The following is an 18,777-nucleotide window of genomic DNA, read 5'->3' on the forward strand; positions in this document are numbered from 1 at the left end:
AGTTGGTTTGCTAATTGGTTTTTTAGTTGATTGGCATGACTCCGTTTATCCATACTATTAGAAACAAAAAACACTAAAAAACCAAAGTTAAGCAACCTAAACCCAAAAAACCAAACACCTAAAAAACTAAAAAACCAAAAATTTTAAGTTATTTTGCGTAAAATTTAAAAACATCATGTATTCAGATTTAAAGAAATTAATTGAAGCCGCTTGGGAAGATAGAACCCTTTTAAAATATAGCAATTATTGCGAAGCCATTGAAGCCGTTATTATGGGCTTAGATAAAGGTGAGATTCGTGTTGCTGAGCCAGTTTTAAACTCTTGGGGCATTAATGAGTGGGTAAAAAAGGCTGTGATTTTATATTTCCCAATCCGTGAGATGAAAGAAATTAAAAGTGGCCCATTTGTTTACCACGACAAAATGGATTTAAAAACCGATTATAAAGCGACTGGTGTACGGGTTGTACCAATGGCAAGTGCCCGTTATGGTTCGTTTTTGGCTAAAGGTGTAATCATGATGCCATCTTATGTAAATATTGGTGCATATGTAGATGAGGGTACCATGGTAGATACCTGGGCAACGGTTGGTTCATGTGCACAAATCGGTAAACGTGTTCACTTAAGTGGTGGCGTTGGTATTGGTGGTGTTTTAGAACCCGTTCAGGCGGCTCCGGTAATTATCGAAGATGATTGCTTTTTAGGTTCAAGAGCAATTGTTGTAGAAGGTGTTAAATTAGAAAGAGAAGTTGTTTTAGGTGCGAATGTAGTTTTAACTGCATCAACCAAAATTATTGATGTAACAGGCCCATCCCCTGTCGAATATAAAGGAGTTGTTCCTGCCCGTTCAGTTGTTATTCCAGGTAGTTACACCAAAAAATATCCAGCTGGAGAATATCAGGTTCCTTGTGCTTTAATTATTGGTAAGCGTAAAGAAAGTACAGATAAGAAAACTTCGCTTAACGATGCGTTAAGAGAAAATAATGTAGCCGTTTAAGCTTACTTAGTTAAAAGTTGAAAGTGGAAAGTAACATTATGCCGGAAAATCACGAAATATTGATTTCTATGCAAGAAGACTTTCAACTTTCAACTTTAAACTCAAAACTAAAAATTGGATACGACGGTAAGCGTGCTGCAAATAATTTAACTGGTTTAGGCAATTACAGCCGATCTTTAATAGAAAATTTAGCAATACAATATCCAGAGAATCAATATCATGTATATACTCCAAAAGTAAAGACTGCAAAGCAGATCGATTCTTTTTTTCAAAAGGAAAACATTAAGCTCGAGCTCCCAAAAAATGGCAGTTTTTTATGGCGAAGTGTAAATATCCTAAAAGATTTAAGTCGGGATGAGATTCAGATTTATCATGGTTTAAGTCACGAAATCCCCTTTGCCATTCAGCATACCAGAATTAAATCTATTGTAACCATACACGATTTAATTTTTCTCCGCTTTCCTCGGTATTATAAGTTTATAGATCGAAAACTTTATGAGTGGAAAAGTAAATCTGCTTGCAAAAATGCTAACAAAATTATCGCAATAAGCGAAAAAACGAAAGAAGATATTGTTGAATTTTATGGTATTGAACCAAATAAAATTGAGGTAATTTATCAGAGTTGTGATGATAATTTCAAAAAAGCATTTGAATCATCAACCTTAAATAGAATAAGACACACCTATAAACTTCCTGATAAATATATTTTAAGCGTCGGAACAATTGAAGAACGAAAAAACTTAAAATTAATCGTTCAGGCCTTAAAGGATGTAAATGAAGATTATAAATTGGTTGTAATCGGAAAACAGACTTCCTATTTTAAAACAGTAGAAAAAGAGATTGAGAAATTGGGATTAAGAAAAAGAATCTTATTTCTTCAAAATATTCCCTTTGTCGATTTACCTGGCATCTATCAAATGGCTTCAATTTTTGTTTACCCATCTTTTTATGAAGGTTTCGGCATTCCAATTATAGAGGCTTTATACTCAGGCGTTCCAACAATTGCAGCAACGGGCTCTTGTTTAGAAGAGGCAGGTGGACCAAATTCAATATATATTTCACCTACAGATCATAATGCCTTGGCTGAAGCCATAAATCGAATTGTCTGTGACCCACAGCTTCAAAAAACGATGAAAGAAAAAGGGCTGGAATTTGTTCAAAAATTCAACAGCCCTGTAGTTACGAAGCAATTAATGGATTGCTATTTAAATGTTTTAGATTCTGCAACTACTTAGCAGCAATCGCATTTGGTGGGTATTGTGCTAAAATTTCTTTAACGCCCGTATTTAATCTTTCTTCTCTTTTGGTAAAGTTATCTAGATTAAATCCACTTCCCTGACCATGCCAGAACAAAATCTTTTTGTTAGGATCTAAGAAGTCGATGATAATGGTTCCTTCGATATATTGGTTAACATAGGTGCCACCGCCACCCCAATATGGAGAACGCCAGCCCCAGCCACCGCCCCAACCCCATCCACCGTAATAACCTGGGCCATAAACATCTGTTTTTTCCCTAGCTACTACAAATAAATTTACAAGAAGATCTGGTTTGTCTGATTTTGTAAAACCTTTGGCATTCATCTGTGCTTCAACAGCGGCTATTAATCTGCGTTTATCTAGATTGTTTAACCTAACCCTATCAATTCCCTTTTGGTAAAAATTGTAAGTTTTATAGCCATTTAAGTCTACGTTTTTGTCATAGTCTGAAGCTGTTCGTAGTGATGAACAACCTGCTAATGCAATTACCGCGGTAAAAAGCATTAATAAATTTTTGATTGTTTTCATTGTGCGTTGTTTTATTTAAATAACCTGTATTAAAAATAACGATTTTAAATTGGAAACGTTAGAATCTGTTATAATTTTTACAATCAGATTGTTATGTTAAAAACGCTAGGTAACGCATGAATGTTTTATGCTAATTGTTAAATTATTAAGGGTTTACATTATTTAACATATTGTTTTAAAAACTAACTTTGCATTATGCTTAGAGACGAAATTAACAAGGCTTTTGAAGTTCTAAAATCTGGTGGAGTAATTCTTTATCCTACCGATACCATTTGGGGATTGGGATGCGATGCAACAAATGCAGAAGCTGTAGAAAAGCTTTTAAAAATTAAAAATCGCCCTGCAGAAAAAAGCTTAATTGTACTGTTGGATATAGACAGTAAACTTCAAAGCTATGTAAATGAAGTTCCGGAAATTGCTTACGATTTAATTGAATATGCCGAAAACCCCCTAACAATAATCTTTTCTGGGGCGAAAAATTTAGCTCCAAATGTTATTAATGCTGATGGAAGTGTCGGTATCCGAATAGTTAAACACGATTTTTGCACTCCGCTTCTTCAACGTTTTCGGAAACCTATCGTATCTACATCAGCAAATTTAAGTGGAGAACCATCACCTAAATTTTTTGATGATATCCATCCTGAAATTTTAGAAGCCGTAGATTTGGTGGTTGATTTTGAACAGGAAAACCGTTCTGTAAAAAAGCCTTCAACCATTATGAAGCTTTCGCCAAGTGGCCAATTTGAATTTATCAGAAAATAATAATCCCCACATCTAAAGGGGCTTTATTACGCTTAAAACATATAAGCCCCAAATGTTTTTCTTAATTTCGCTAATTCAATTGCCTTTTTATGCAAGCTAACTTAAGTAATGAAAGCAAGAATTTTCCTCTGGGGGATTTAGAAGTTCATTTAAAAGATCCAATATTTAAAACATTATCTGCCATTGCAGATCAAAATAAAACCGAAGCCTATGTTATTGGTGGTTTTGTACGCGATTTATTTTTAAATCGTCCATCAAAAGATATTGATGTTGTGGTTGTTGGAAAGGGAATTGATTATGCAGAAGCTGTAGGAAAGAAATTGCAGACAAAAGTTGCGGTGTTTAAAAATTTTGGAACTGCAAATATTAAATTCAAAGACTTAGAAGTCGAATTTGTAGGCGCAAGAAAGGAATCTTACCGTTCCGATTCGCGTAAGCCGATTGTTGAAGACGGAACATTAGAGGATGATCAAATCAGAAGAGATTTTACCATCAACGCCTTAGCCATTAACCTAAATGCAAACCGTTTTGGCGAATTGCTTGATCCATTCGGCGGGATTCAGGATCTAGAAAACAAGCTTATTCGTACCCCGCTCGATCCCGAGATTACTTTCTCTGATGATCCTTTAAGAATGATGAGGGCCATCCGCTTTGCTGCACAATTAAATTTTAATATAGATCCCACTGCATTAAATGCGATAAAAACTCAAAAACAACGCATAAGTATTGTATCAAAAGAGCGGATTACTGATGAGATGAATAAGATCATTTTATCTAAGAAACCATCCATCGGTTTTAAACACTTATTTGATACTGGTTTATTGCATATCATTTTCCCTCAAATGGCTCAGCTTTATGGTGTCGAGATTATTAAAGGAAAAGGACATAAGGATAATTTTTACCACACATTAGAGGTTTTGGATAACATCTGTGAAACTACGGAAGATTTATGGCTTCGATGGGCAGCTATTTTGCACGACATTGCAAAACCTGCAACCAAACGTTTTGAAGAAGGGCATGGTTGGACATTTCACGGACATGAAGACAGAGGCGCCAGAATGGTTCCCAAAATTTTTACTCAGCTTAAGTTGCCGCTTAACGAAAAAATGAAGTACGTTCAAAAATTGGTTCTACTTCACTTGCGTCCAATTGTTTTAGCACAAGAAACCGTTACAGATTCTGCCGTTAGAAGATTGCTCTTTGATGCCGGTGAGGAAATAGAAAGCCTAATGTTGCTGTGCAATGCAGATGTTACCACTAAAAATGAATATAAAAAAACGAAGTATCGCAACAATTTTGAGCTGGTTAAACAGAAGCTGAAAGATGTTGAAGAACGAGATAAAATCCGAAACTGGCAACCACCCATTACAGGAACCGATATTATGGAAACTTTCGGTCTGGAGGCAGGTAAGGAAGTTGGTCTAATTAAAAATGCAATTCGCGAAGCAATTTTGGAGGGTGAGATAACAAATGATTACGCCGAAGCGTTTAACTTTATGCTTAATCAGGCAAAACAAATGGGATTAAATCCTGTTAATAAATAATTTACTTAAAATAAAAGCCGAAACAAAGCAATAGACACCTTATTGTGACTTTTACTGTTTTGTGGTAAGGCAAATTAACTTTATTTTTACGGTTCCAAAATACAATAATGGCTATTTATAAATTTAGAATTACTTTCGAAGATTTTGATGATGTTGTGAGAGAGATCGACATTAAATCAAACCAAACTTTTGAAGACCTGCACAAGGCTATTCATAGATCTACAGGTTACAATGCCGAAAAATCATCTTCATTTTATGTAAGTACTGATAACTGGTTAAAAGGCGACGAGATAGCTTATTTACCGAGCGAACGCAAAAAAGACCGCGTAGTATTGATGGAAAATTCTAAACTTAGTGGTTTTATTGAAGATCCGCATCAGAAATTTTATTACATCTACAATTTTGATCGTCCTTACGATTTCCACGTAGAATTGGTTAAAATCGTCTTAGATCCAGATCCTAATATCGAATATCCTTTCCTAGCAAAAAGTTCTGGAGAAGCGCCTAAAATAATGGAGCAAAACAGCCCTCAATCAGTTGATCCAAGAGGCACAGCGGTTTCTAGCGAATTTGATTTCTTAAATGAGATGAACTTTGTGCCAGAGGATACCGATGAATTGGAAGCAATGGGTGAAATGGGAATCAATGCGGAGGAGAGAGACGAAGAAGACGAGACTGAGGATAGCGACGAATTTGGAGATGAATTTTCTGACAGTGAAGGTTATGAAGACGAAAGCCATAAAGACGACTATTAATCACTAAACATAAAAATGAATACAAACGGTCAGATGAAATCATCTGACTTTTTGTTTTAATAAGCAATATGTCGGTAGATAATTTAAAGCAAAAAAAAGCAAAGACTCTAATTTCAGTTGTTGGTCCTACGGCAATTGGAAAAACTGCCTTAGCGATTGAACTTGCCCAGCACTTTAAAACCGAAATCATCTCTGCCGATTCCAGACAATTCTTTAAGGAGATGGAAATTGGTACCGCAAAACCGGATAAAGAAGAACTTGCTAATGCCAAACACCATTTCATTAATTCACACTCTATCGAAAAACTGTTCAGCACAGGAGATTTTGAGTTGGAAGCATTAAAATCATTAGAACTCATTTTTGAGAATCATGATGTCGCAATTATGGTTGGTGGTTCTGGACTGTATATAAATGCTGTTATTAATGGCTTAGATGAGATGCCAGAAATTGATTTATCTATCCGTGATCAATTAAATAAGCAATTTGAAGTTGAGGGCATTGATGTTATTAAAAAACAACTTGCAGAATTAGATCCAGAATACTTTGAAAAAGTCGATCAGAATAATCCTCAGAGAATGATTAGAGGATTGGAGGTATTCTTATCTACAGGTCAAAAACTTTCGTCGATGCTTTCTGCAACAAAAAAAGAACGGCCATTTAACATCATCAAAATCGGTTTAAATATAGATCGGGCTAAGCTTTACGCTCAGATTAACCTCCGCGTAGATAAGATGATGGAAAAAGGATTATTAGAAGAAGTTAAATCCCTCCTGCCCTATAGAAAATACAATGCCCTAAATACGGTTGGTTACAGTGAGTTATTTGATTATTTGGATGAAAAGATTTCTTTAGAAGATGCAGTTTCATCAATCAAGCAAAACACACGTCGATTTGCAAAACGCCAGTTAACCTGGTTTAGAAAAGATCAGGAAGTAAATTGGTTTGAGCCAACCAAAAAAGACGAGATTATTAAGCTTATAGAAAAACAGCTTTAAAGAAAAAGGCCTGCAAATCTGCAAGCCTTTTCAAATAGTATAGTCGCTTAGTTAGGGAATTTTACTCCTCTATATTGCGTAACATCCACAATCGGAATTGTTGAGCCATATTTAGCATTAATGGAATTGATAAATACATTTGCAATTACAGCATTACCACGAGGTGTTAAATGGACACCATCAAGAGAGAATGCACCGCCAGTAATGAAAGCTGAATTGATTCCAATTCCGTTAATTACAATTCCTGTTTTAACTTGATTTAAATATGTATAAGTATCGGCAATGGCCAATCCTTTGCTATCTGCCAAAGATTTGATGGTATTGTTGTAGCTAAGTACATAATCTTTCACTTTTGCAACTTCATCTTTATCCAAAACCCAGTTATTTGCAATAGGATTTAAAGGGTGTAATCCATAAGGAATACTCGAAGCGTTCGGAACACCAAATAAACCTGCAGACTGAAATGGCAATCGAATTAAATCTTCACTAGTTGCCGCTCTAACTGCGCCAGTACCAGTTTGAATATAAATTGCAGCAGCAGCGGGATTGATCGCCTTCGCGGCATTCAACAAAGCAGCAACGGTTACAGTATTAAAATAAGGGATTGCAGTTACATCGGGAATTGTACCAACTATTCCCTTTTGGCCACCAGCAGTAAGTGAATTTACCAGGTTTGAATATAAAAGTGCAAATGTAGATTTGTCGGTTAAAACATTGGTTGCATCTGTTGTTACCCCTCCGTTTGTTGCATAACCTAAAGCATCATTATTACCCAACCACAAAGAGAAGAACGTGTGATTTCTACCTTGAATAAATTGAAAATATGTAGTAACGCCTACCTGAGCATCAGGAAGCAATCTTTCCAAATATGGATTAGCTGCGCTAAAAGGACCTGCAAAAGCCAAATCAACACGCATTCCGGGAATTCCTAAATTCTGAACTTCTCCTGTGTATTTAGCTAAATGCGTTGCATCGCGATAAGCTAAGTTTGTGGTAACAGGTGTTAAAGTTGGAACACCATTAACTAATGCTGTTAAAGATAGATATCCTGATCCATTTGCCTGAGCATCCGTAAAAAAAGGAGAAGTAAAACTTCCACCGCCTACGGTAGCCATTTTCTCCGCAATTAAGTTTGGATAAGCTACTTTTTGCCCTTCCAAATACAAACCTCCATCTGCAAATCCAGAAGTTAAAGAGTTGCCAACAGCTATATACTTACCGAAATTTGCAGTGCCTGCAGTTGTACCAGCAGGGCTTTCAATTTCTGGTTTACAAGAAGCTACAAAAAGTACAGCAGCAACTAAAAGACTATTTAATATATATTTTTTCATCGTTTCTAAATTGTTTTTAATGGTGATGAAGCTATCATGATTTATTTGGCTTAATTAAGCTGAAAATTATGATGGTTTCATCGTAATTTCTCCTACCATTTATAAGTTAACGAAATACCTGGTGCATAAACTAATGTTTTAAATGTACCGTTTAAACCAGTTTCAATATTTTTCTGTGTACGTGATTTAACATCTTCAAAAAAGAAAGATGCATTGACTTCAAAATGGCTAGTCGGGGCGTATCCAATACCAGCACTCAAAATATAACGATCCGCATCTGGAGCCTCAGGAGTAACGTATCCATCTTGAACCGGACTGAAAGCGTAACCTACACCAGCTCTTAAAGCCAATTTATCGGTTGCCTGATGATTGATTCCTAATTTAAACGAAGAACCATCACGGTAGTTTCTTGCTGATTTAGTATCGGCCAAAGCAGAGGTATTTGTAGCGTAATCAAAAGATAAATCCTGATAAATGTGCCATTGAACCCAACTCGCATCAAACGCTAACTTTGTTGATTTTGAAAGTGGAATACCGATTCCCAGCGTTGTTGTGGCTGGCAAAGGGAGTTCGGCATTAAAAGTATTGCCTAAAGGGAAAGAAGTTCTTAAAGAATTTGGAACATCAAATTCAGCTGAACCACCATCTAATTTGGTAATAACCTTAGATTTATGTGTAATGGCGAAAGTGATGTTACTTAATGTATTGATATAAATCCCAGCATTCCATCCATAACCTTTTCCTGTACCATCCAATGTAACCTTTCCCGAATGTCCATCAGGGAAGTTAACTGGAATAGCTCTCTGCAGGTTTACATCTCCATGGTTGTAAACAAAACCAGCACCAATACCAATTCTATCTGTAATTTTGATACTTAAAGTTGGCTGTATGTAAATTGCTTTAAGGTTTAAAGAGGTTAAAGAATACTTGCCAGACCAGTTATCACCCCAATCTACCAATCCACCAAAGGGAGTATAAACACCCAAACCCAATTTCCATTTGTTTGATTTTGGTCCCCAAACTGCATAAAATTCGAAAGGAGGGGCAATTTTGTTTTTAACATTCTCTGTAATGTTCGAACCTGCTTGTTGAAAAGCAGATTTAAATAATAATGGGTTAACACCTGCTGAAACTGAGTTTTTCTCTAAGAAAGTAACTGCACCGGGGTTAAAAAATACGGAAGCTTCATCAAGTGCAAGTGCAGAACCTGCACCGGCCATACCGATTTGTTTTTGTCCTTGTAAATTAACCTGGAAACCCTGCCCCATAACCCAAAATGGAACAGATAGTAATACGCTCAATAAAATTTTTTTCATTCTTATATATGGTTATAGCACAAATGTATACTATGCTAACATAGCAAACAAACATTTGTTTAAAAGATTTTAAAAAGAAATTAGGCTTGTGCCGTTGGACCTCCAAAGCCCATTGGAAATGGTGGTTCTTCTTGAGTTTTGATGCGTCCGTTAACCGCTTCAAATTTTTGAATATTATCTTCTAAAGCAGATAATAAACGTTTTGCATGCTCTGGAGTTAAGATGATTCTTGATTTAACTTTTGCTTTAGGTAGGCCTGGCATTACACGGATAAAATCAAGAACAAATTCTGTATTGGAATGGGTAATAATTGCTAGGTTTGAAAATATCCCCTCAGCAATTTCTTCTGATAGCTCTATATTTAATTGGTTTTCGTTTTGTTGTTCTTCCATGGTCGACTGTTATTAATGTATGTTCTTAAATAAGAGCTTATAAAGGTAATGTTTAAGAATCAGTTGCAAAAAAAAAAATATTTAAATAAAAAGGGCTGTTTCAAGTTATGAAACAGCCCCTTAAAATAATATGATTTGTTACTATGCTTCTACTTCTTCTTGTTTTGAAGCTAATAATTTATCGTACTCCTCTTGAGAACCAACGATGATTCTTTCGTAACCACGTACACCTGTTCCCGAAGGAATTAAGTGACCAACGATTACGTTTTCCTTCAAGCCTAACATGTTATCGCGTTTACCTGCAATAGCTGCCTCATTTAATACTTTCGTAGTTTCCTGGAACGAAGCCGCAGAAATGAACGATTTAGTACCTAATGATGCACGAGTAATACCTTGTAAGATAGAACTTGCAGTTGCTGGTCTTGCATCTCTAACCGTAATCTGTTTTAAATCCTTACGTTTTAATTGAGAGTTTTCATCTCTTAATCTACGTAATGAAACAATCTGACCTGGTTTGAAATCATTTGAATCACCTGCGTCTTCAACAACTTTCTTGTCGTACATTGCATCGTTCTCGTCAGCAAAATCCCAACGGTCAACAGCATTGTTTTCTAAGAAAATCGTATCTCCTGGATCTTCAATGTGAACTTTCTGCATCATCTGGTGAACAATTACCTCGAAGTGCTTATCGTTAATTTTTACACCTTGTAAACGGTAAACCTCTTGAATACCATTTACTAGGTATTCTTGAACCGCTGCAGGGCCTTTAATTGATAAGATATCTGCCGGAGAAATTGAACCATCTGATAAAGGCATACCCGCTTTCACAAAATCATTATCCTGTACAAGGATGTGTTTAGACAATGGAACCAAGTATTTTTTAACTTCACCATCTTTAGATTCGATTGTAATCTCACGATTACCACGTTTAACACCACCTAAAGTTACCACACCATCAATTTCAGTTACTACAGCTGGGTTAGATGGATTACGTGCTTCGAATAATTCCGTTACACGTGGTAAACCACCTGTAATATCTCGGGTTTTACCAGTTGCACGTGGTATTTTAGCGATAATCTGACCAGTTTGAATGTTTTCGCCTTCATCTACTGAAACGTGAGCACCTACTGGAATGTTATATCCTTTAATAAATTCGCCTTTTTTATCAACGATTTGTACTGAAGGGTTTTTAGTTTTATCACGGGTATCGATAATAACTTTTTCACGGTGACCAGTTTGCTCATCTGATTCTTCACGGAAGGTAACACCTTCAATAATCGCATCAAATTGTGCTTTACCAGCAAATTCTGAAAGAATAACCGCGTTATACGGATCCCATGAACAGATTTTATCGCCTTTAGATAATTTATCACCTTCTTTAACAAATAAGAATGCACCGTAAGGAATGTTGTTGGTTACAATGATACGTCCTGTTCCTGGCTCAACAATTTTGAACTCACCTGAACGACCTAATACAACCTGAACTGTTCCTTCTTCTGTCTGTGTATCAACAGTACGAATGTTTTCGAACTCGATAACACCATCAAACTTAGCAACGATGTTTGATTCTGCAGCAATGTTTGATGCAGTACCACCCACGTGGAAAGTACGAAGTGTTAACTGTGTACCCGGCTCACCGATTGATTGTGCTGCAATTACACCAACTGCCTCACCTCTTTGAACACGTTTACCAGATGCCAAGTTACGGCCATAACATAGTGCACAAACACCGCGTTTAGATTCGCAAGTTAATACTGAACGGATCTCGATACCTTCTAACGGAGATTCTTCGATCAATTTGGCAACATCTTCATTAATATCTTCGCCCGCACCTACTAATAATGTATTATCCAAAGGATTGTAAACATCATGTAATGAAGTACGACCTAAAATCCTGTCGTATAATGGTTCAACGATATCTTCCTGATCTTTTAAAGCGGTAGTATACATACCTCTTAAAGTACCACAATCGTTATCGTTAACGATCATATCTTGAGCAACATCATGCAAACGACGGGTTAAGTAACCCGCATCAGCTGTTTTTAACGCCGTATCTGCCAAACCTTTACGAGCACCGTGAGTAGAGATAAAGTACTCTAATACCGATAAGCCTTCTTTAAAGTTTGATAAGATCGGGTTTTCAATGATATCACCACCTGAACCTGATTTTTGAGGTTTCGCCATCAAACCACGCATGCCGCAAAGCTGACGAATCTGCTCTTTCGAACCACGTGCTCCCGAATCAAGCATCATGTAAACCGAGTTAAAACCTTGGTTATCTGACGATAACTGAGTCATAACGAAAGTGGTTAATCTGTTGTTGATACGAGTCCAGATATCGATAATCTGGTTGTAACGTTCGTTGTTGGTAATGAAACCCATGTTATAGTTGTTTCTTACCTCTTCAACTTCAGCAGCTGCTTGCTCTAATAAAGTATGTTTTTCTACCGGAATGTTTACGTCTTGTAAATTGAACGATAAACCTCCTTGGAAAGCCATACGGAAACCTAATTCCTTAATATCATCTAAGAACTGAGAAGAACGAGCCATACCAGTCATTTTTACCACTTCACCGATAATATCCCTTAACGATTTTTTAGTTAACAACTCATTGATATAACCAACTTCTTCAGGAACCATTTGGTTGAATAATACTCTACCAACAGTAGTTTCAGTTAATTTATTAACGATAGAACCATCAGCTTGCTTAACATTTACCCTTACTTTGATAAATGCATGAAGATCTAATTCTTTCTCGTTATAAGCAATAATTACTTCCTCTGGAGAATAGAAAGAAGAATCTTGTCCTTTTACAACACGAGATTCATCTGTTCTACGGCCTTTAGTAATATAATAAAGACCCAAAACCATATCCTGAGATGGTACTGTAATCGGTGTACCGTTTGCAGGGTTTAGGATATTATGTGCAGCCAACATTAACACTTGGGCTTCCAAAATTGCTGCGTTACCTAGAGGTAAGTGGACAGCCATCTGGTCACCATCAAAATCGGCGTTGAATGCAGTACAAACTAATGGGTGTAATTGGATTGCTTTTCCTTCAATTAATTTTGGCTGGAAAGCCTGAATACCTAATCTGTGTAAGGTAGGTGCACGGTTTAATAATACCGGGTGACCTTTTAATACATTTTCTAAGATATCCCAAACCAATGGATCTTTTCTATCAACGATTTTCTTAGCAGATTTAACTGTTTTTACAACACCACGCTCAATCATCTTACGAATAATGAACGGTTTGTAAAGCTCAGCAGCCATATCTTTAGGAATACCGCACTCATGTAATTTAAGGCTAGGCCCTACAACAATTACCGAACGAGCTGAATAATCCACACGTTTACCCAATAAGTTCTGACGGAAACGACCTTGTTTACCTTTCAAAATATCTGAAAGTGATTTCAAAGCACGGTTACCTTCAGTTTTAACCGCATTAACTTTACGTGAGTTATCGAATAACGAATCTACAGCTTCCTGTAACATACGTTTTTCGTTACGTAAAATTACCTCCGGTGCTTTAATCTCGATCAAGCGTTTTAAACGATTGTTACGGATAATTACACGACGGTATAAATCATTTAAATCTGAAGTAGCAAAACGACCACCTTCTAATGGAACTAAAGGACGTAATTCTGGTGGAATAACCGGAACGATTTTAACAATCATCCACTCAGGGCGATTCTCAATACGTGTATTAGCACCACGGAAAGCTTCAACAACCTGAAGACGTTTTAAAGCCTCATTTTTACGTTGTTGAGAAGTTTCGTTAGCAGCTTGGTGACGTAAATCGTAAGATAAAGTATCTAAGTTAATACGTTTCAAAAGATCTTCTAACGCTTCAGCACCCATTTTGGCGATGAATTTATTAGGATCTTTATCATCTAAATATTGGTTTTCTTTAGGTAATTTATCTAAGATATCTAAGTATTCTTCTTCTGTTAAGAAGTCCATATACTTAATGCCATCCTCTTCCATTAAACCGGATTGGATAACTACGTAACGCTCGTAATAGATAATTAAATCTAATTTTTTAGTAGGTAAACCTAATAAATAACCGATTTTGTTTGGTAAAGAACGGAAATACCAGATGTGTGCAACAGGAACCACCAATGCGATGTGCCCCATACGCTCACGACGTACTTTCTTTTCAGTTACTTCAACACCACAACGATCGCAAACTATACCTTTATAACGGATACGTTTGTATTTACCGCAATGACATTCGTAATCTTTTACCGGACCAAAAATACGCTCACAGAACAAACCATCACGTTCAGGTTTGTAAGTACGGTAATTAATGGTTTCTGGTTTCAACACCTCACCGCTAGAACGTTCCAAAATAATTTCTGGAGACGATAAGCTAATCGTGATTGATGTGAAATTGCTTTTTAATTTATTATCCTTTTTGTAAGACATATCTCTCTTTTAAGGTTAAAATGTAAGATGTGAGATGGAAGATGGAAGATGAACCTAATCCATCTTCCATAATACATTTTACATCATTCTTAGTCTAACGTAATATCTAAACCTAAACCGCGTAACTCATGTACCAATACGTTAAACGATTCTGGTACACCTGGAGTTGGTAGGTTTTCACCTTTAACAATGGCTTCGTAAGTTTTGGCTCTACCAATAACATCATCCGATTTAACGGTTAAGATCTCTTGAAGAATATTAGCTGCACCGAATGCCTCTAATGCCCAAACCTCCATCTCACCAAAACGCTGACCACCAAATTGAGCTTTACCACCCAATGGCTGTTGTGTAATTAATGAGTATGGTCCAATTGAACGGGCGTGCATCTTATCATCAACCATGTGACCTAATTTCAACATGTAGATAATACCTACAGTTGTAGTCTGATCGAAACGCTCACCTGTTAAACCATTGTATAAGTAGGTTTTTCCTGAAGCAGGAACTCCCGCTTTAGCAATCCACTCTTCTACTTCAGTATGTGTAGCACCATCAAAAATCGGAGTTGCAAATTTAACGCCTAATTCCTGACCTGCCCATGCTAAAATCGTTTCATAAATCTGGCCAAGGTTCATACGTGAAGGTACACCCAGTGGGTTCAACACGATATCAACTGGAGTACCATCAGCTAAGAAAGGCATATCTTCATCACGTACAATACGTGCAACAATACCTTTGTTACCGTGGCGTCCTGCCATTTTATCACCTACTTTTAATTTACGTTTCTTAGCAACATAAACTTTTGCCATTTGTACGATACCTGATGGAAGCTCATCACCTACACTGATCGCAAATTTATCGCGTTTGTAAGCTCCAAGTTCTTCGTTAACACGGATACCGTAGTTGTGAAGCAATAATTTAATCATCTCATTTTTGTCATCATCAGTAGTCCATTTGTTAGGGCTAATGTGCGCAAATTCAAGATCTGCTAAAATTTTCTGAGTAAATTTAGCGCCTTTAGCAACCAATAATTCTTTGTAAATGTTGAATACCCCTTGAGATGTTTTTCCATTTACAATAGTGAATAATTTGTCTACTAATTCTGCTTTTAATTTCTCAGTTGTACTATTATATTCTTTGTCTAATTTCTCAATTGCCGATTTTTCTTCAGCTTTTGTAGTTTTCTTAGCACGGCTGAATAGTTTTGTATCAATTACCACACCTTGGATTGAAGGAGGAGTTTTTAAAGACGCATCTTTAACATCACCTGCTTTATCACCAAAGATTGCACGTAGTAATTTCTCTTCTGGTGAAGGATCAGATTCTCCTTTTGGAGTAATCTTACCAATTAAAATATCACCTTCTTTTACATCAGCACCAATACGGATAATACCGTTTTCATCAAGGTCTTTAGTAGCCTCTTCAGAAACGTTAGGGATATCTGGTGTTAATTCCTCTTCTCCACGTTTAGTATCACGTACTTCTAATTCAAACTCTTCAATATGTAATGAAGTGAAAACGTCATCACGAACAATACGCTCGTTAATAACAATCGCATCCTCAAAGTTGAAACCTTGCCAAGGCATGAACGCCACTTTCAAGTTTCTACCTAAGGCTAATTCACCGTTTTGAGTTGCATAACCCTCGCAAAGCACTTGTCCTTTAGTAACTTTCTGACCTTTCTTAACGATTGGCTTTAAGTTGATACAAGTATTCTGGTTGGTTTTTTTGAACTTAATTAAACGATAAGTTTTGCTATCACCTTCAAATGAAACTAAACGATCATCCTCGTTACGGTCATATTTAATGGTGATTTCATTTGCATCTACATATTCTACAACACCGTTACCTTCAGCATTGATCAAAGTTCTTGAGTCACGAGCAACGCGACCTTCTAAACCTGTACCAACGATTGGCGCTTCCGGACGTAACAATGGTACGGCCTGACGTTGCATGTTCGATCCCATCAAAGCCCTATTCGCATCATCATGTTCTAAGAACGGAATTAACGAAGCAGCGATTGAAGTAATCTGATTTGGTGCAACATCCATTAAGTCTAATTTCTCAGGCTCAATAATCGGGAAGTCACCCTCATAACGTGCTTTAACACGTGGCGTAGTAAAGTTACCTTTATCATCATACTCTGCATTAGCCTGAGCAATGGTTTTGCCATCTTCATCTTCTGCAGATAAGTAAATAACGTCTGAATCAACAACAACCTTACCATCTTCAACACGTTTGTATGGTGTTTCAATGAAACCTAAATTATTGATTTTTGCATGCACACAAAGTGATGAAATTAAACCAATGTTTGGTCCCTCAGGTGTTTCAATAGTACATAAACGACCATAGTGCGTGTAGTGAACGTCTCGAACCTCGAAACCAGCACGCTCACGTGATAAACCACCTGGGCCTAAAGCTGACAAACGACGTTTGTGTGTAATCTCTGCTAACGGATTTGTTTGATCCATAAACTGAGACAACTGGTTTGTACCAAAGAAAGAGTTGATTACGGATGATAACGTACGAGCGTTGATCAAATCAGTTGGTGTAAACACTTCGTTATCGCGAATGTTCATACGCTCACGGATTGTTCTAGCCATACGGGCTAAACCAACACCAAATTGTGCGTATAATTGTTCACCTACGGTACGTACACGACGGTTTGATAAGTGATCGATATCATCTACTTCTTCTTTTGAGTTGATCAATTTGATCAGATATTTAACAATTGCGATAATATCTGCCTTTGTTAAAACTTTAACCTCATCAGGGGTATTCATTTTCAACTTACGGTTGATGCGGTAACGACCAACATCTCCTAAATCGTAACGTTTATCCGAGAAGAACAAACGATCAATGATACCACGAGCAGTTTCCTCATCAGGTGGTTCTGCGTTACGCAAAGCACGATAGATGTTTTCTACAGCTTCTTTTTCTGAGTTAGAGGTATCTTTTTGTAATGTATTATATATAATGGTATAATCAGCCTGACTTGCGCCATCCTCTTTTGATAAGATGATGCTTTTTACGCCAGCTTCGATAACCATATCAATGTGTTCGTCTTCTAAAACGGTTTCTCTTTCAAGAATCACTTCATTACGGTCGATAGAAACTACCTCACCTGTATCTTCATCTACAAAATCTTCAACCCATTTCTTTAAAACTCTTGCTGCCAGTTTACGACCGATATATTTCTTTAAACCTGATTTACTAACTTTTACTTCGTCAGCAAGATCAAAAAGTTCTAAGATATCTTTATCAGAATCGTAACCGATAGCACGTAATAAAGTGGTAACCGGGAATTTTTTCTTACGATCGATGTAAGCATACATTACGTTATTAACGTCTGTAGCAAACTCGATCCATGAACCTTTGAAAGGAATAACACGTGCAGAATACAATTTGGTTCCATTAGTGTGACGGCTTTGGCCGAAGAACACGCCTGGAGAACGGTGTAATTGCGAAACGATAACACGTTCTGCTCCGTTGATAACAAATGTACCTTTTGGTGTCATGTACGGGATAGTACCTAAGTACACATCCTGAATAATGGTTTCAAAATCTTCATGTTCAACATCGTTACAAGAAAGCTTAAGCTTTGCTTTTAATGGAACATTGTAGGTTAATCCACGCTCAATACACTCGTGTATATCGTAACGTGGCGGATCAACAAAATAATCAAGAAATTCTAATACGAAGATATTTCTTGAATCTGTTATTGGAAAGTTTTCAGCAAACACTTTGAACAAACCTTCGCTAGAGCGATCGTCTGATGTGGTATCTATCTGGAAAAATTCTCTGAATGATTGCAATTGCACATCCAGAAAATCCGGATAGTCTATAATGTGCTTACTAGTTGCAAAATTTACTCTTTGTTCGACTGTCTTTGCCAATGGACTAAAAGATTTTAGTTTAAGAATAAACTATTTGTTTGGTTCGGGTTTGAAACATTCTCATCAACCAAGCAAAATGAGATGTTTATAAACAGGTAAAGACACCGACATTTTCAGTCGGTGTCTAATACATTTTTAGCTTAGCTAAATTAAGTGATTACTTAATTTCAACTACTGCTCCAGCTTCTTCTAATTGTTTTTTAAGAGCTTCTGCTTCGTCTTTAGCAACACCAGTTTTTAATTCTTTTGGTGCTCCATCAACTAAGTCTTTTGCTTCTTTCAAACCAAGGCCAGTTAAGTCTTTAACAAGTTTTACAACTGCTAATTTAGCGCCACCAGCTTCTTTTAAGATAACATCAAATGATGTTTTTTCTGCAGCAGCAGCAGGTGCATCACCACCAGCAGCAGGACCAGCAACTACAGCAGCAGCTGCAGGCTCGATACCATACTCGTCTTTTAAGATTTGAGCTAATTCGTTAACTTCTTTAACGGTTAAGTTTACTAATTGCTCAGCAAACGATTTTAAATCTGCCATTTTATTAAGATTTTAAAAATTTATGTAAAAATAATTTTGTTTAATTT

Annotated in this window: 13 protein-coding genes; 6 read left to right on the forward strand and 7 right to left on the reverse strand. The window is 36.7% G+C overall.

The window, feature by feature from the left end; genetic code table 11:
• Window positions 1–175: 175 nt before the first annotated feature.
• Together DF947_RS12755 and DF947_RS12760 are read left to right on the forward strand one after the other, a co-directional pair.
• Window positions 176–994 (forward strand): 2,3,4,5-tetrahydropyridine-2,6-dicarboxylate N-succinyltransferase, encoded by an 819-nt coding sequence (locus DF947_RS12755; protein ID WP_205940790.1) that lies wholly within the window; start codon window positions 176–178, stop codon window positions 992–994.
• A gap of 23 nt (window positions 995–1,017) precedes the next feature.
• Window positions 1,018–2,229 carry a glycosyltransferase family 4 protein gene (locus DF947_RS12760; protein WP_240615374.1) on the forward strand — a complete coding sequence of 404 codons (1,212 nt, stop codon included), beginning with the start codon at window positions 1,018–1,020 and terminating at the stop codon, window positions 2,227–2,229.
• Here the strand turns inward: DF947_RS12760 and DF947_RS12765 are convergent.
• Window positions 2,222–2,779, reverse strand: a complete 558-nt coding sequence (locus tag DF947_RS12765) for a DUF4136 domain-containing protein (protein WP_109930359.1) — start codon at window positions 2,777–2,779, stop codon at window positions 2,222–2,224. The genes DF947_RS12760 and DF947_RS12765 overlap by 8 nt on opposite strands.
• Window positions 2,780–2,974: 195 nt before the next feature.
• Between DF947_RS12765 and DF947_RS12770 the strand changes: the two genes are divergently transcribed.
• From DF947_RS12770 to miaA, 4 genes are all read left to right on the forward strand, one after another.
• Entirely contained in the window at window positions 2,975–3,541 is a 567-nt protein-coding gene (locus tag DF947_RS12770; protein WP_109930361.1) for an L-threonylcarbamoyladenylate synthase, read from the forward strand.
• A gap of 89 nt (window positions 3,542–3,630) precedes the next feature.
• On the forward strand, window positions 3,631–5,085 hold the full coding sequence (locus DF947_RS12775) for a CCA tRNA nucleotidyltransferase (RefSeq protein WP_109930363.1): 1,455 nt from the start codon (window positions 3,631–3,633) through the stop codon (window positions 5,083–5,085).
• A gap of 107 nt (window positions 5,086–5,192) precedes the next feature.
• A complete protein-coding gene (locus DF947_RS12780) occupies window positions 5,193–5,840 on the forward strand; it encodes an IS1096 element passenger TnpR family protein (protein WP_109930364.1) in 648 nt (215 codons plus the stop codon).
• Window positions 5,841–5,908: 68 nt separating this feature from the next.
• Entirely contained in the window at window positions 5,909–6,835 is a 927-nt protein-coding gene (miaA, locus tag DF947_RS12785) for a tRNA (adenosine(37)-N6)-dimethylallyltransferase MiaA (protein ID WP_109930366.1), read from the forward strand.
• Between the two features lie 47 nt (window positions 6,836–6,882).
• On the opposite strand, the gene DF947_RS12790 is transcribed toward miaA, so the two are convergent.
• The 6 genes from DF947_RS12790 to rplL all read right to left on the reverse strand — a co-directional run bounded on the left by DF947_RS12790 (window position 6,883) and on the right by rplL (window position 18,730).
• Window positions 6,883–8,166 (reverse strand): SGNH/GDSL hydrolase family protein, encoded by a 1,284-nt coding sequence (locus DF947_RS12790; protein WP_109930368.1) that lies wholly within the window; start codon window positions 8,164–8,166, stop codon window positions 6,883–6,885.
• Window positions 8,167–8,258: 92 nt separating this feature from the next.
• A complete protein-coding gene (locus DF947_RS12795; RefSeq protein WP_109930370.1) occupies window positions 8,259–9,482 on the reverse strand; it encodes an OmpP1/FadL family transporter in 1,224 nt (407 codons plus the stop codon).
• A gap of 80 nt (window positions 9,483–9,562) precedes the next feature.
• Complete coding sequence (locus tag DF947_RS12800; RefSeq protein WP_109930372.1) at window positions 9,563–9,874, reverse strand: DUF3467 domain-containing protein; 312 nt, start codon at window positions 9,872–9,874, stop codon at window positions 9,563–9,565.
• Between the two features lie 141 nt (window positions 9,875–10,015).
• Window positions 10,016–14,302 (reverse strand): DNA-directed RNA polymerase subunit beta', encoded by a 4,287-nt coding sequence (gene rpoC / locus DF947_RS12805; RefSeq protein ID WP_109930374.1) that lies wholly within the window; start codon window positions 14,300–14,302, stop codon window positions 10,016–10,018.
• A gap of 89 nt (window positions 14,303–14,391) precedes the next feature.
• Complete coding sequence (gene rpoB, locus DF947_RS12810) at window positions 14,392–18,195, reverse strand: DNA-directed RNA polymerase subunit beta (RefSeq protein WP_109930376.1); 3,804 nt, start codon at window positions 18,193–18,195, stop codon at window positions 14,392–14,394.
• A 157-nt stretch (window positions 18,196–18,352) separates the two neighbouring features.
• Window positions 18,353–18,730, reverse strand: a complete 378-nt coding sequence (rplL, locus tag DF947_RS12815; protein WP_109930378.1) for a 50S ribosomal protein L7/L12 — start codon at window positions 18,728–18,730, stop codon at window positions 18,353–18,355.
• Between the last annotated feature and the right edge of the window lie 47 nt (window positions 18,731–18,777).

Origin of the sequence: Pedobacter paludis, assembly GCF_003173575.1 — a bacterium.
GTDB classification, from domain to species: Bacteria; Bacteroidota; Bacteroidia; order Sphingobacteriales; family Sphingobacteriaceae; genus Pedobacter; species Pedobacter paludis.